Source organism: Pseudomonas palmensis, from assembly GCF_017848315.1.
Classification (GTDB): Bacteria; Pseudomonadota; Gammaproteobacteria; order Pseudomonadales; family Pseudomonadaceae; genus Aquipseudomonas; species Aquipseudomonas palmensis.
The window spans coordinates 1-12,491 of sequence record NZ_JAFKEC010000035.1 but is presented as its reverse complement, the minus strand read 5'-3'; the positions used below and the strand labels follow the sequence as shown (position 1 = coordinate 12,491).

Sequence of the window (12,491 nt, the reverse complement as noted above, 5' to 3'; positions counted from 1 at the left end):
TGGCAAGGCCCGGGCCTTGCCGGTTGGTTACACTGACGGCATCCGACCCTTGGGAACCATGCCATGCAAGCCTTGCTCTTCAGCAGCCAACACTATGACCAGGACAGCTTCAGCAGCGCGCCAGGGGCCACGCAACTGGCGCTGCACTTTCAAGGCGCGCGCCTGACCGAAGACACCGCGGCACTGGCCGAAGGCTACGAGGTGGTGTGCGCGTTCATCAACGACGACCTCTCGGCGCCGGTGCTGAGCCGCCTCAAGGCCGGCGGCACGCGCCTGATCGCGCTGCGCTCGGCCGGCTACAACCATGTCGACCTGGCCGCCGCCAAGCGCCTTGGGCTGACGGTGGTGCGGGTGCCGGCCTACTCGCCGCATGCGGTGGCCGAACACGCCGTGGCCCTGATTCTTGCCCTCAATCGCCGCCTGCACCGTGCCTACAACCGCACCCGCGAGGGCGATTTCAGCCTGCACGGGCTGACCGGTTTCGACCTGCACGGCAAGACCGTCGGCGTGGTCGGCACCGGCCAGATCGGCCTGGCTTTTGCGCGGATCATGGCAGGCTTCGGCTGCCAGCTGCTGGCGTACGACCCCTACCCCAACCCCGAGGTGGAGGCGCTGGGTGCACGTTACCTGGACCTGCCGGAGCTGCTGCGCGAATCGCGCATCATCAGCCTGCACTGCCCGCTCACGCCGCAGACCCGGCACCTGATCAACCCGCAGAGCCTGGCCAGCCTGCAGCCGGGCGCCATGCTGATCAATACCGGGCGCGGCGCGCTGGTCGACACACCGGCGCTGATCGACGCGCTCAAGAGCGGCCAGCTCGGCTACCTGGGGCTGGACGTGTACGAGGAGGAGGCGCAGATCTTTTTCGAGGACCGCTCCGACCTGCCGTTGCAGGACGACGTGCTGGCGCGGCTGCTGACCTTCCCCAACGTGATCGTGACCGCGCACCAGGCCTTCCTGACCCGCGAGGCACTGGCGGCGATCGCCGCCACCACGCTGGAGAACATTGCCCGCTGGGCGGCAGGCAATCCGCAGAATCTGGTCGAGGGATGATGCTAGGATACGCGCCATATTTGGAGGACCCATGGTCGAACACGATTTCCGCTACACCCTGTTCAATCCGCAACACACCCTGATCGAATGCCGCTCGCTGGTACCCGGTCGCTATCAGGTCACCGGCAACGGTGGCTCGATCCAGAAAGGCGACGTACTGCTGGTGACCCTCAAGGGCAGCAAGACCCTGTCGATGCGCCTGACGGTCGAGACCGTGCGCCACCTGATCAACCCCACCGGCCAGTGGGTGGCGGTAGCGGCGGGCCCGGTGTTCGGCGAGCTGGCGATTCATGCATGGCAGGTCAACTGCGATGGCTGCCAGGCCACCCTGGACTTCGAATTCGCCGTGGATGCCAAGCTGGGCACCAAGGCGCAGAAGCCGGCGGCCGTGGCGCGCATCGCCGAATTGGGTTGGCGCACACAGGGCGACAAGCACCTGTGCCCGAAATGCCAGGAGGCTGCAAAGTGAAACCCGTGATGGTCTGTGCAGCGGTGGTCGCGACCCTGGCCGGTTGCGCAGCCGAGCCGATGAAGCTGCAACAGGAACAGAGCTACGTGCTGGAGTGGATTGGCGAACGTCCGCTGATCGACTACAGCCACCTGACCCTGACGCTGGCCGAGGATGGCCGGGCGTATGGCAATGCCGGCTGCAACCACTGGTTTGCGCCGTATACGCTGGACGGCGAGAAACTCAGCTTTGGCCCGGTGGGCAGCACGCGCAAGCAGTGCGCGCCGGCGCTGATGGAGCAGGAAAAGCGCTTTCTGAAGGCGCTGGAGACCGTGCAGCGCTGGGACATTTCGCCGATCGAGCAGGTGCGCTTCTGGCCCGAACAGGGCAAGCCGCTGCGCTTCTGGCCTGAGGAAGGCTGACAGCCCGCATCGCCTGCATCGCGGGCCAGGCCCGCCCCACAACGCTGTGGGAGCGGGCTTGACCCGCGATCGGCGCACCGCCGATCAGGCGCCCTTTAGCACCTTGATCTTCTCGGCCAGCCCCTCGGCCGTCTGCTCGCCCATCAACTGCTCACGCACCTTGCCCTTGTCGTCGATGATGTAGGTCACCGGCAGTGCCTCGCTGCGCGGCAGGTCGTAGCGCTCGGCCGGGTCGTCGGCGAGCACGGTGAAGTCGATGCCCAGCGCCTGGCTGGCCTTTTTCAGCTCATCGCCGCGCAAGCCGTCGAAATTCACCCCCAGTACGGTGATCCCCTGCGCCTGCCAGTCCTTGGCGGCTGCGTTCAGTTCGGGGATCTCGGTGCGGCACGGCCCGCACCATTCGGCCCAGTAGTTGAGCACCACCCAGCGCCCTTCGATCTGCTCGGCTTTCACCGCATTGCCGTTCTGGTCGAGGCCGTAGTCCACACCGCATCCGCCGAGCAACAGGCTCGCGGTGATGGCCAGGGCTGCTGCCAATCGCCTTGTCATGGGTCAATCCTTCTTCAAGATTCAGGCAAAATGCCAATTCGCTGCGGTTAGAATAGCCGCCACCCCCTGCCGGATGCGACCCCGAACATGACCGAACTGACCCTGTATCACAACCCGCGCTGCTCCAAGTCCCGTGGCGCGCTGGAATTGCTCGAAGCCCGTGGCCTGACCCCGGAGGTGGTGCGCTACCTGGAAACCCCACCCGACGCCGCCACCCTCAAGGCCCTGCTCGGCAAGCTGGGCATCGGCGCGCGCCAGCTGCTGCGCAGTGGCGAAGACGAATACAAGACCCTGGGCCTGGCCGACCCGGCCCTGAGCGACGACCAGTTGATCGACGCCATGGCCCGGCACCCCAAGCTGATCGAACGCCCGATCCTGGTGGCGGGCAACAAGGCCGTGATTGGCCGGCCGCCCGAGAAGGTGCTGGAGATTCTGCCGTGAGCGCGCCCTATATCCTGATCCTGTTCTACAGCCGCCACGGCTCCACCAGCGAAATGGCCCGGCAGATTGCCCGTGGCGTCGAACTGGGTGGGCTGGAGGCGCGCCTGCGCACGGTGCCGGCGATTTCCACCGAGTGTGAAGCGGTGGCCCCCGACATCCCCGAGAACGGCGCGCTGTATGCCACCCTCGACGACCTGCGCCATTGCTCGGGCCTGGCCCTGGGCAGCCCGACGCGCTTCGGCAACATGGCCGCGCCGCTCAAGTATTTCATCGACGGCACCAGCAGCCTGTGGCTGAGTGGCGGGCTGGTGGGCAAGCCGGCGGCGGCGTTCACCTCCACGGCCAGCCTGCATGGCGGCCAGGAGTCGACCCTGCTGTCGATGCTGCTGCCGCTGATGCACCACGGCATGCTGATCATGGGGCTGCCCTACAGCGAATCGGCGTTGCTCGACACCCGGGGCGGCGGCACGCCGTATGGCGCCAGCCACCATGCCGGGGCCGATGGCAAGCGCGACCTGGACGCCGACGAGATCGCCCTGTGCCGTGCCCTGGGCCAGCGCCTGGCGAGCACTGCCAAACTGCTGGAGAACGGCCGTGGCTAAGAAGCCCAAGGTGCTGCCGCCGCTGGAGTGGCTGGAGCCACGTGTGCGCGCTACCCGGGTGCTGAGCCTGGTGGCGTTTTTCAGCCTGATGGCGTTGCTGACGGTGAACAACCTGTGGTTCGCCAACCTGCACGGCGCGCGCGTGGGGGTGATCCTGGCCATCGAGCTGGTGCCGTTGCTGCTGGTGCTGCCGGGCATGCTGATGGGCAGTGCACGGGCCCATGCGTGGACGTGCTTCGTGGTGAACCTGTACTTCATCAAGGGCGTGCTGGCCGCGTTCGACCCGGCGCGGGCGCTGCTGGGGTGGCTGGAAGTGGGGATCAGCCTGGTGCTGTTCGTGAGTGCGCTGCTGTTTGTGCGCTGGCGCTTTCAGTATGAGCGGCGGGTGGCAATGTAGGAGCCGGCATTGCCGGCGAAGGGCTGCAACGCAGCCCTGTAGCATCAGACTGAATCGCGTTGCGGCCTTCGCTGGCAAGGCCAGCTCCTACAGGCGATTGCGACACCGTCGTTCTCAATGGTTGACGGTATACGCCAGCATCATCGACAACTGGCACATCGGCCGCCCGCTCTGGGCATGCCACTGGTTGAACGCCTGCTGCACGGTGGCCAGGTCGCGCTGGCTGGTCGGCTGCCGGTCGATCACATCCTGCGCCACCAGCGCCGCCACCACGTCATTGCTCGGCACGAAGGTGTCCTTGCCGACCATGCGCAGAAAACGCGGCGCCGACAGCCCGCCCATCTGGTTGCCCTGCTTGGCCAGGTACTTCCACAGGCCGACGATGTCGGTCACCGGCCAGTCGGCGATCAACGCACCGAAACTGCCCTTCTCCCTGGCCACGTCGAGCATGAACTGCGCATTGCGCGGCACGCTCTTGAGCTTGCCCAGGTGGCGGATGATGCGGGTGTCCTGCATCAGCCGCTCCAGGTGCTCGGCGCCCATCAGCACCACCTTCTCTGGGTCGAAGCCGAAGAACACCTGCTCGAACGCCGGCCACTTGGCGTCCACCAGGCTGTGCTTGAGCCCGGCGCGAAACACCCGCAGGGCCATGGTCGAGAGGTAGCGGTCGTCGCTGATCTGGCGCAGCTGCGCCGGGCTCAACGGCTCGGGCAGGTGCGCCTCGAGCGCCGCCGCCGAACCGAAGCGGTTCAGGCAGAATTCATGCAGCCACTGATAATCGCGCATGCCGGTCAGAGGTTCAGAACATCGACGAACCGTGGGGTGGCGGTTTCATCGATGCGCAGGTTGGTGAAGTCGAACAGGTTGCGGTCCGCCAGCTGCGACGGCACCACGTTCTGCAGGCCGCGGAAGATGCTCTCGGTGCGTCCCGGGGTCTTGCGCTCCCACTCCACCAGCATGTCCTTGACCACCTGGCGCTGCAGGTTTTCCTGCGAGCCGCACAGGTTGCACGGGATGATCGGGAATTGCTTCATGTCCGAGTAGGCCTGGATGTCCTTCTCGGCGCAGTAGGCCAGCGGACGGATCACCACGTTGCGACCGTCGTCGGCGCGCAGCTTGGGCGGCATGGCCTTGAGCGTGCCGTTGAAGAACATGTTGAGAAAGAAGGTCTCGACGATATCGTCGCGGTGATGCCCCAGGGCCATCTTGGTCGCGCCGATCTCGTCGGCGAAGGTGTACAGCGTGCCGCGACGCAGGCGCGAGCACAGCGAGCAGGTGGTCTTGCCTTCCGGGATCAGTTCCTTGACCACCGAATAGGTGTCTTTCTCGACGATGTGGTACTCGATGCCCAGGGTCGCGAGGTAGGCCGGCAGGATGTGCTCGGGGAAGCCTGGCTGCTTCTGGTCCATGTTGACCGCGACGATGTCGAACTTGATCGGCGCCACTTTCTGCAGGTGCAGCAGAACATCGAGCATGGTGTAGCTGTCTTTGCCGCCCGACAGGCAGACCATGACCTTGTCGCCCTCTTCGATCATGTTGAAGTCGGCGACGGCTTCGCCGGCAAGGCGACGCAGGCGTTTTTGCAGTTTGTTCTGGTTGACCGAAAGGGTGCCCATGGCGATTGAATCCGCAAGGTGTGACAAAAGCGGCACATTTTACGCACAAACCTGACGCTCGCGTAGCCCATCCGATAAAGACTGCAAGGAAATGAAGCGCCGCGCTTACAGCGCAATTTGCTCTAAAAAAGCGGATTTGTGCAGCGAACCCCTTCCTATACTGCGTCATAAGGCCACAGCAAGCGTGACCTGATCCCGTCAGGCCCAGCCACTGGGCCGCGCAAGCGCTCCGCTGGGGGGCGATGGCAACAACGAGGGAGTGACTGGCATGATCCATCACGTTCTGGGGCTGTTCACCCATCCTGACCAGGAATGGAAAGAAATCCGTGGCGAAGACGAAACCATCAGCCACATGTACCTGACCCACACCTTGATACTGGCGGCGATACCCGCCGTTTCCGCGTTCATCGGCACCACCCAGGTGGGCTGGGTGATCGGCAACCGCGCACCGGTCATGCTCACCGTCGACAGCGCGATCTGGATGACCGTGATGTCCTACCTGGCCATGCTGGGCGGCGTCGCGGTGATGGGCGCCTTCATCCACTGGATGGCGCGCACCTACGACGCCACCCCGAGCATGGCCCAATGCATCGCGTTCGCCACCTACACCGCCACCCCGCTGTTCATCGGCGGCCTGGCGGCGCTGTACCCGCACCTGTGGCTGGGAATGATCGTCGGCACGGCAGCCATCTGCTACACGGTGTACCTGCTGTACGTGGGCCTGCCGACCTTCATGAACATCCCGTCCGACGAGGGCTTTCTGTTCTCGAGTTCGGTGCTGGCGGTGGGGCTGGTGGTGCTGGTTGCCATCATGGCCTTCACCGTGATCGTCTGGGGACTGGGCGTGGGGCCCGTCTATACCAGCTAGACAATACGCCAACCTAGGGGCTGTACCCATCAGGCCGCCGCAAGGCGGCTTGATGCTGTGCGGACCAGCGGTCTCGGCAGCGCCGCCCGGGTTGCGGCATAATTGCCGGCCAGGAGTGTCCAACCGATATGCCAGAGCTGCTCAATTCCCGCGTCGAAAGCTGTTACCAGCAAGCCGAAAGTTTTTTCAAGCGCCCCTTCCTGCGTCCCGAGGTGAGCTTCAAGCTGCGCGGGCAGAAGGCCGGTGTCGCGCACCTGCACGAAAACCTGCTGCGCTTCAACCTGCAGCTGTACCGCGAGAACAGTGAAGACTTCCTGCGCCAGACCGTGCCACACGAAGTCGCGCACCTGGTGGCGCATCAACTGTTCGGCGACCGCATCCAGCCCCATGGCGAGGAGTGGCAGCTGATCATGCGCGGGGTGTACGAGCTGCCACCCAACCGCTGCCACAACTATGCAGTCAAGCGCCGCAGCGTGACCCGCTACATCTACAAGTGCCCATGTGCGGGCAGTGACTTTCCGTTCTCGGCGCAGCGCCACGGGCTGGTGCGCCAGGGGCGGCGGTATCTGTGCCGGCGGTGTCGGCAGACGCTGGTGTTCACCGGCGAGACGCGGGTGGAGTAGACGCTTCGCCGGCAAGCCAGCGCCCTGCAGGAGCCGGCCTTGCGGCGAAGACGCCTGCACAGGCACAAAAAAAAGCCCATCCGAAGATGGGCTTTTTGCGTTTGGCTAACCTCAGCCCTGGCGTACCGCACCTTCGGCGACACCCAGGTCGTCGGTAGGACGGGTGTCGACCAGCGGCGAACCACCCGAAGCCAGCTCGGCTTGCAGCTTGTCTTCGTCCAGCTCGTTGACCCACTTGGCCACCACCACGGTTGCCACCGCGTTGCCGATCAGGTTGGTCAGGGCACGGGCTTCGGACATGAAGCGGTCGATACCCAGGATCAGCGCCAGGCCGGCAACCGGCAGGTGGCCGACCGCCGACAGGGTCGCGGCCAGCACGATGAAGCCGCTGCCGGTAACGCCTGCAGCACCCTTGGAGGCCACCAGCAGCACCAGCAGCAGGGTGATCTGGTGGGTGATGTCCATGGTGGTGTCGGTGGCCTGGGCGATGAACACCGCAGCCATGGTCAGGTAGATCGAGGTGCCGTCCAGGTTGAACGAGTAGCCGGTCGGGATCACCAGGCCAACCACCGATTTCTTCGCGCCCAGACGCTCCATCTTGGCCAGCATGCGTGGCAGGGCCGACTCGGACGACGAGGTGCCGAGCACGATCATCAGCTCTTCACGGATGTAGCGGATCAGCTTGAGTACGCTGAAGCCGTGGGCACGGGCGATACCGCCCAGAATCACCAGGATGAACAGCAGGCAGGTGATGTAGAAGCAGGCCATCAGGTAGCCCAGCTGCACCAGCGAACCCACGCCGTACTGGCCGATGGTGAAGGCCATGGCACCGAAGGCACCGATCGGAGCCAGCTTCATGATCATGTTGATGATGTTGAACATGACGTGGGCGAAGCGGTCGATCAGGTCCAGCAGCGGCTTGCCGTAGGCACCCAGGCGGTGCAGGGCGAAACCGAAGATCACCGAGAACATCAGCACCTGCAGGATGTCGCCGTTGGCGAAGGCACCGACCACGGTGTTGGGGATGATGTTGAGCAGGAAGCCGACGGTGGTCTGCTGTGCACCGGCGGCGGCATAGGCAGCCACGCTGCTGGCGTTGAGGGTGGTCACGTCGATGTGCATGCCGGCACCCGGCTTGACCACGTTGACCACGACCAGGCCGATGATCAGCGCGATGGTCGAGACGATTTCGAAGTAGAGCAGCGCGTAGCCGCCGGTCTTGCCGACCGATTTCATGCTCTGCATGCCGGCGATGCCGCTGACCACGGTGCAGAAGATGATGGGGGCGATGACCATCTTGATCAGTTTGACGAAACCGTCACCCAGCGGCTTGAGCGCCACACCGGTGTCGGGATAGAAGTGACCCAGCAAGATACCGATGGTGATGGCGATGATCACCTGGATATACAGCGATTTGTACAGCGGCTGACGCGTCGTCATGGCTATTTTCCTCAATGTGCCGGCCCATCCTTCCCAGGAGGCGATCGGCACCTAAAGCGCGAACCCTCCTGCATTGGAGGGATTTGTTGTGTCGAGCTGCGTGGCAATGCTCTGCGGAGTCAATAGCAAGGCTGATGCCAGGATGTGCCAAGGCGGTGCAAACACCCTGTTTCAGGGCATTTCGTGCACCGCAAGGCAGCAAGGCAGGACGCGCCAGTTGGCGGATTTCCGCCCGGCACTCAAAGAATAGACCCGATGATGGCGGTAATCCGCCCACTGGGCGGAATGTGGCAGGCGCTCAGTCGAGCGGAAAGCGGATACGGAAGGCAGCGCCGCCCAGGGGCGAATCGTCGAGAGTGAGGGTGGCGTCGTAGCTCTCGATGATGTCCTTGACCACCGCCAGGCCGATGCCCTGCCCCGGGTACTGGCGATCGAGGCGCTCGCCCCGCTGCAGGATACGTTCGCGCTGGTGCACCGGTACGCCCGGGCCGTCGTCCTCGACACACAGCTCCAGCGCCGTGTCGCTGACCCGCAGGCTGATGCGGATCTGCCCCAGGCACAGACGGTAGGCGTTTTCCAGCAGGTTGCCGAGCAGTTCGAGCAATGCGCCCTGCTCCATGGGTACCAGTGCCTGGTCGGGCACTGCATAGGTGATGTGCACCTGCTTGTCGCGGTAGACCTTGGCCAGGGTGCTGCACAGGCTGTCGAGCAGCGGGTGCAAGGCCACCTGGTGGCGCACCAGGCCGCTCTTGCGCAGGCTGGCGCGCTGCAACTGGTAGTCGATCTGCTGGCTCATGCGCTCGATCTGGCTCTGCAGCACCCGCGCCTGCTCGCGCTCGCCTTCGCGCTGGGCCATGCTTTCGCTGACCCCTTGCAGCACCGCCAGCGGGGTCTTGAGGCTGTGCGCCAGGTCATCCAGCGAGTCGCGGTAGCGCCCGCGCTGCTCGCGCTCGCTGCGCAGCAGGCGGTTGAGCGAGCCGGTCAGACGCAACAGCTCGCGCGGGTGTTCGGCACTGAGGCCCTCGCGGGCGCCGGACTCCACGTCGTCCAGCTCCACGCTCATGCGCCGCAGCGAGCGCAGGCCCCAGGTCAGCCCGGCCCAGAGCAGCAGCATCAGGGCCAGCAGCGCCGCGCCAAAGCCCAGGTAGAGCTTCTCTTGCAGGCCGTTGAGGGTTTGCTGGTACTCGCGCACCGGTTGCAGGGCAACGATGCTGAAGGCCGCGCTCTTGCCACCCAGCAGCTTGACCTCCACGTCATAGACGAAGAACTCCTCGCCGTGGTCCTGGCGGATGCGCGCGAACTCGTTGCCGCGCCCGTCGTAGCGGGGTGTGTAGTTGATGTTCTCGTCGTTGGTGGCACGCGAACGCCACACCAGGTTGCCCTGGCGGTCGTAGATGTAGCCGAGCAGGCGGCTGTCGGGCAGGTTGAATTTCTCGTCCGGCAGCAGATCGGGCATCTGCAGCTTGCCGCCGTCTATGCGCGCCGCCGAGATCAGCGTGGTCACGTCCGAGGCCAGGCGCTGCTCGATGGACTCCTGCAGGGCCAGGCTGAAGGCCTTCTGCAGGGCCGGCAACAGGGCCAGCATGAACAGCAGCGCCAGCACCGCTGCGGCCAGCATCAGACGCAGGCGCAGCGAACGAATCACAGGCAGCGCTCGGTGAACAGGTAGCCCAGGCCACGTACCGTGTCGATGGGCTTGAAGCCGTTGTCGCCCTCGAGCTTGCGGCGCAGGCGGCCGATCAGCACTTCTATCACGTTGGGGTCACGCTCGCCGTCGTCGGGGTACAGCTGCTCCATCAGACGGTCCTTGGCCACCACCTGCTGGTGATGGCGCATCAGGTATTCGAGGATGCGGTATTCGTAGGCAGTCAATGCTAGGGGCTGGTCATCGAGCAGCGCCTGCTTGCGGTTGAGGTCCAGGCGCAGGGGGCCTGCGATGATGGTCGACTGGGTGAAGCCGCTGGAGCGGCGCAGCAGCGCATTCAGGCGCGCCTCCAGCTCTTCGAACTGGAACGGCTTGACCACGTAGTCGTCGGCACCGGCGGCCAGGCCTTCGACCTTGTCCTGCCAGTTGCCACGGGCGGTGAGAATCAGGATAGGAAATGTCTTGCCCTGGCTGCGCAGTTGGCGGATCAGGTCCAGCCCGCTCATGCCCGGCAGGCCCAGGTCGACGATGGCCAGGTCGTGATTGAACTGTTCGGCCTGGTACAGCGCCTCCTCGGCATTGGCCACCGCTTCGACCACATGCCCGCTTTCGCTCAGACGGCTGAACAGGTGATGCCGCAACAGGGCTTCATCCTCGACCACCAGCAGTTTCATACGCTCCTCCATAACCAGGCCCGGCCTGCTTGGCCGGGCATCTCGCTACATAACGGCAGAATAACAGCGAACCGGCCAGAGTGAAGGCCGGTTCGGGTATTGCGCGGGGGTTCAGAACAGGTAGTTGGCCGACAGGTAGGTTTGCGCGCTGCTTTTCAGGCGCAGGGCACCGAGCTTGTCGCCGTCGTGCTCGGACAGTTCGGTGGTGGCGTTGCTGCGCAGGTAGCGGTAGCCCAGTTCGACCGAAGCATTGCTGCTGACCTGTTGCAGTACGCCAGCCTGCAGGCCGTAGGCGTAGCCGGTGTCGGTGTCGCGGCTGTAGCCGGAGGATTCCTGGCTGAGCTTGGTCACGCCCAGGCTCGCACCGCCGAATGCCTTGGTGCTGCTACCCAGCGGATAGAACACGTCGTAGCTGCCCAGCAGGTTTTCCTGGCGCATTTTCAGGCCGCTGTGGTTGTTGGAGACGTTGTCGTAGGTGAGGTAGTAGCGGCCCTGGTCGTTCTGCTGACCAATGCGCGCACCCCAGGTGCCGTCCTTGCTGATGATGCCGTCGGTGTTGAGGTGGTCGGTGTTGCTGCTGAGCAAGCCGGACTTCTTGATCTTGTCGCTGGTCTGGCCGTAGGTGAGGCCGGCGAAGGTGGTGTCGGCAGCCTGTACCAGGGAGCTGGCACCCAGCATGGTGATGGCGATCAGTACGGTATTGAGGCTTTTCATGAGTGTGTACTCCAGAGTGATGCGCGGTGTTTGTGTGGGAGCTAGAGTAAGCAGGGCGCCCTGAACCGCCGCTGAATGCTGGCTGAACCCCGGCTGAACGAGCGGGCATCAACGGAAAAAAGGAGACTGACCATGCGTTACCTGCTCGCACTTGCCCTGATCGGCGCCACTGGCCTGGCCCAGGCCGCGGTGCAAACCCGCCAGATCGACTACCAGGACGCCGACGGCAAGCGCCTGGTGGGCTACTACGCCTATGACGACGCCGTGAAGGGCGAACGTCCCGGGGTGGTGGTGGTGCACGAATGGTGGGGGCTGAACGACTATGCCAAGCGCCGTGCCCGCGACCTGGCCGGGCTGGGCTACAGCGCGCTGGCCATCGACATGTATGGCGACGGCAAGAACACCGAGCACCCGGCCGATGCGCAGGCGTTCATGGCGACGGCCCTGAAAGACCCGAAAACGGCGGCAATACGCTTCGATGCCGGGGTCGAGTTGCTGAAGATCCAGCCGCAGACCAACCCCGACAAGATCGCCGCCATCGGCTACTGCTTCGGCGGCAAGGTGGTGCTGGACGCTGCGCGGCGCAGTGAGCCGCTGGCGGGGGTGGCGAGCTTTCACGGAGCGCTGGTGACGGCCACGCCGGCAACCAGCGGCAGTGTGAAGGCGCCGTTGCTGGTGGAGCATGGCGCCAGCGACAGCATGGTCACGCCCGAGCAGGTGGCTGCGTTCAGGAAGGAGATGGAGGCAGCCGGCGCCGACCTGAAGTTCGTGAGCATCCCGGGGGCCAAGCATGGCTTCACCAACCCGGATGCCGACCGCCTGAGCCACGGCGAGCACGGCGGGCCGGATATCGGCTATGACAAGGCCGCCGATGAAAGCTCGTGGGCAGACCTGCAGGTGTTTTTGAAGAAGGTGTTTGACTGAAGCCCGCTTGGCGGCAACGCTGGCTCCTGCGGCAGGCCGCGTGAACCTGTAGGCGCCAGCGTTGCTGGCGCCTAC

At 64.7% G+C, this 12,491-nt stretch carries 16 protein-coding genes; 9 read left to right on the top strand and 7 right to left on the bottom strand.

Annotation, left to right across the window (positions count from 1 at the left end):
- Positions 1-63 precede the first annotated feature (63 nt).
- The 3 genes from JZZ72_RS17660 to JZZ72_RS17650 are packed head-to-tail and all read left to right on the top strand — an operon-like array spanning position 64 to position 1,923.
- Positions 64-1,053, top strand: a complete 990-nt coding sequence (locus tag JZZ72_RS17660) for a 2-hydroxyacid dehydrogenase (RefSeq protein ID WP_043862562.1) — start codon at positions 64-66, stop codon at positions 1,051-1,053.
- Between the two features lie 31 nt (positions 1,054-1,084).
- Positions 1,085-1,522 (top strand): hypothetical protein, encoded by a 438-nt coding sequence (locus JZZ72_RS17655; RefSeq protein ID WP_043862563.1) that lies wholly within the window; start codon positions 1,085-1,087, stop codon positions 1,520-1,522.
- Positions 1,523-1,530: 8 nt separating this feature from the next.
- Positions 1,531-1,923 carry an META domain-containing protein gene (locus JZZ72_RS17650; protein WP_078479811.1) on the top strand — a complete coding sequence of 131 codons (393 nt, stop codon included), beginning with the start codon at positions 1,531-1,533 and terminating at the stop codon, positions 1,921-1,923.
- An 84-nt stretch (positions 1,924-2,007) separates the two neighbouring features.
- On the opposite strand, the gene JZZ72_RS17645 is transcribed toward JZZ72_RS17650, so the two are convergent.
- Positions 2,008-2,472, bottom strand: coding sequence for a TlpA disulfide reductase family protein (locus JZZ72_RS17645; protein ID WP_043862565.1), 465 nt, complete (start codon positions 2,470-2,472; stop codon positions 2,008-2,010).
- Positions 2,473-2,559: 87 nt separating this feature from the next.
- Between JZZ72_RS17645 and arsC the strand changes: the two genes are divergently transcribed.
- Genes arsC through JZZ72_RS17630 form a run of 3 tightly spaced genes read left to right on the top strand, consistent with a single transcriptional unit; the run spans position 2,560 to position 3,912 of the window.
- Positions 2,560-2,913, top strand: a complete 354-nt coding sequence (gene arsC / locus JZZ72_RS17640) for an arsenate reductase (glutaredoxin) (RefSeq protein ID WP_054914702.1) — start codon at positions 2,560-2,562, stop codon at positions 2,911-2,913.
- Positions 2,910-3,515, top strand: a complete 606-nt coding sequence (wrbA, locus tag JZZ72_RS17635; protein ID WP_043862567.1) for an NAD(P)H:quinone oxidoreductase — start codon at positions 2,910-2,912, stop codon at positions 3,513-3,515. The genes arsC and wrbA overlap by 4 nt, the downstream gene beginning before the upstream one ends.
- Positions 3,508-3,912 carry a DUF2069 domain-containing protein gene (locus JZZ72_RS17630; RefSeq protein ID WP_058540998.1) on the top strand — a complete coding sequence of 135 codons (405 nt, stop codon included), beginning with the start codon at positions 3,508-3,510 and terminating at the stop codon, positions 3,910-3,912. The genes wrbA and JZZ72_RS17630 overlap by 8 nt, the downstream gene beginning before the upstream one ends.
- Before the next feature lie 114 nt (positions 3,913-4,026).
- On the opposite strand, the gene JZZ72_RS17625 is transcribed toward JZZ72_RS17630, so the two are convergent.
- A complete protein-coding gene (locus JZZ72_RS17625) occupies positions 4,027-4,698 on the bottom strand; it encodes a DNA-3-methyladenine glycosylase I (RefSeq protein ID WP_054914703.1) in 672 nt (223 codons plus the stop codon).
- Between the two features lie 5 nt (positions 4,699-4,703).
- On the bottom strand, positions 4,704-5,528 hold the full coding sequence (gene ttcA / locus JZZ72_RS17620; RefSeq protein WP_054914704.1) for a tRNA 2-thiocytidine(32) synthetase TtcA: 825 nt from the start codon (positions 5,526-5,528) through the stop codon (positions 4,704-4,706).
- A gap of 268 nt (positions 5,529-5,796) precedes the next feature.
- On the opposite strand from ttcA, the gene JZZ72_RS17615 reads away from it, so the two are divergent.
- Positions 5,797-6,396 (top strand): Yip1 family protein, encoded by a 600-nt coding sequence (locus JZZ72_RS17615; protein WP_043862571.1) that lies wholly within the window; start codon positions 5,797-5,799, stop codon positions 6,394-6,396.
- Positions 6,397-6,524: 128 nt separating this feature from the next.
- Positions 6,525-7,019, top strand: coding sequence for a SprT family zinc-dependent metalloprotease (locus tag JZZ72_RS17610; protein WP_043862572.1), 495 nt, complete (start codon positions 6,525-6,527; stop codon positions 7,017-7,019).
- Positions 7,020-7,130: 111 nt separating this feature from the next.
- Here the strand turns inward: JZZ72_RS17610 and JZZ72_RS17605 are convergent, their stop codons facing one another.
- The 4 genes from JZZ72_RS17605 to JZZ72_RS17590 all read right to left on the bottom strand — a co-directional run bounded on the left by JZZ72_RS17605 (position 7,131) and on the right by JZZ72_RS17590 (position 11,492).
- Complete coding sequence (locus JZZ72_RS17605) at positions 7,131-8,459, bottom strand: dicarboxylate/amino acid:cation symporter (RefSeq protein ID WP_054914705.1); 1,329 nt, start codon at positions 8,457-8,459, stop codon at positions 7,131-7,133.
- Positions 8,460-8,757: 298 nt separating this feature from the next.
- Complete coding sequence (locus JZZ72_RS17600) at positions 8,758-10,104, bottom strand: ATP-binding protein (RefSeq protein WP_043862574.1); 1,347 nt, start codon at positions 10,102-10,104, stop codon at positions 8,758-8,760.
- Positions 10,101-10,778: a response regulator gene (locus tag JZZ72_RS17595; RefSeq protein ID WP_043862575.1), complete on the bottom strand. Its 678-nt coding sequence runs from the start codon at positions 10,776-10,778 to the stop codon at positions 10,101-10,103. Before JZZ72_RS17595 ends, JZZ72_RS17600 begins: the two co-directional genes overlap by 4 nt.
- A gap of 111 nt (positions 10,779-10,889) precedes the next feature.
- The gene (locus JZZ72_RS17590) at positions 10,890-11,492 is read right to left on the bottom strand and encodes a membrane protein (RefSeq protein WP_043862576.1); all 603 of its coding nucleotides are present in this window, start codon (positions 11,490-11,492) and stop codon (positions 10,890-10,892) included.
- Positions 11,493-11,624: 132 nt separating this feature from the next.
- On the opposite strand from JZZ72_RS17590, the gene JZZ72_RS17585 reads away from it, so the two are divergent.
- A complete protein-coding gene (locus JZZ72_RS17585; RefSeq protein ID WP_210014773.1) occupies positions 11,625-12,416 on the top strand; it encodes a dienelactone hydrolase family protein in 792 nt (263 codons plus the stop codon).
- The last annotated feature ends 75 nt before the right edge of the window (positions 12,417-12,491 follow it).

Coding starts and splice junctions, on each gene's coding strand:
- JZZ72_RS17660 (WP_043862562.1), top strand. CDS start 64: ATGCAAGCCTTGCTCTTCAGCAGCCAACACTATGACCAGGACAGCTTC.
- ttcA (WP_054914704.1), bottom strand. CDS start 5,528: ATGGGCACCCTTTCGGTCAACCAGAACAAACTGCAAAAACGCCTGCGT.
- JZZ72_RS17655 (WP_043862563.1), top strand. CDS start 1,085: ATGGTCGAACACGATTTCCGCTACACCCTGTTCAATCCGCAACACACC.
- JZZ72_RS17625 (WP_054914703.1), bottom strand. CDS start 4,698: ATGCGCGATTATCAGTGGCTGCATGAATTCTGCCTGAACCGCTTCGGT.
- JZZ72_RS17615 (WP_043862571.1), top strand. CDS start 5,797: ATGATCCATCACGTTCTGGGGCTGTTCACCCATCCTGACCAGGAATGG.
- JZZ72_RS17595 (WP_043862575.1), bottom strand. CDS start 10,778: ATGAAACTGCTGGTGGTCGAGGATGAAGCCCTGTTGCGGCATCACCTG.
- JZZ72_RS17650 (WP_078479811.1), top strand. CDS start 1,531: ATGGTCTGTGCAGCGGTGGTCGCGACCCTGGCCGGTTGCGCAGCCGAG.
- JZZ72_RS17585 (WP_210014773.1), top strand. CDS start 11,625: ATGCGTTACCTGCTCGCACTTGCCCTGATCGGCGCCACTGGCCTGGCC.
- arsC (WP_054914702.1), top strand. CDS start 2,560: ATGACCGAACTGACCCTGTATCACAACCCGCGCTGCTCCAAGTCCCGT.
- JZZ72_RS17605 (WP_054914705.1), bottom strand. CDS start 8,459: ATGACGACGCGTCAGCCGCTGTACAAATCGCTGTATATCCAGGTGATC.
- JZZ72_RS17610 (WP_043862572.1), top strand. CDS start 6,525: ATGCCAGAGCTGCTCAATTCCCGCGTCGAAAGCTGTTACCAGCAAGCC.
- JZZ72_RS17645 (WP_043862565.1), bottom strand. CDS start 2,472: ATGACAAGGCGATTGGCAGCAGCCCTGGCCATCACCGCGAGCCTGTTG.
- JZZ72_RS17590 (WP_043862576.1), bottom strand. CDS start 11,492: ATGAAAAGCCTCAATACCGTACTGATCGCCATCACCATGCTGGGTGCC.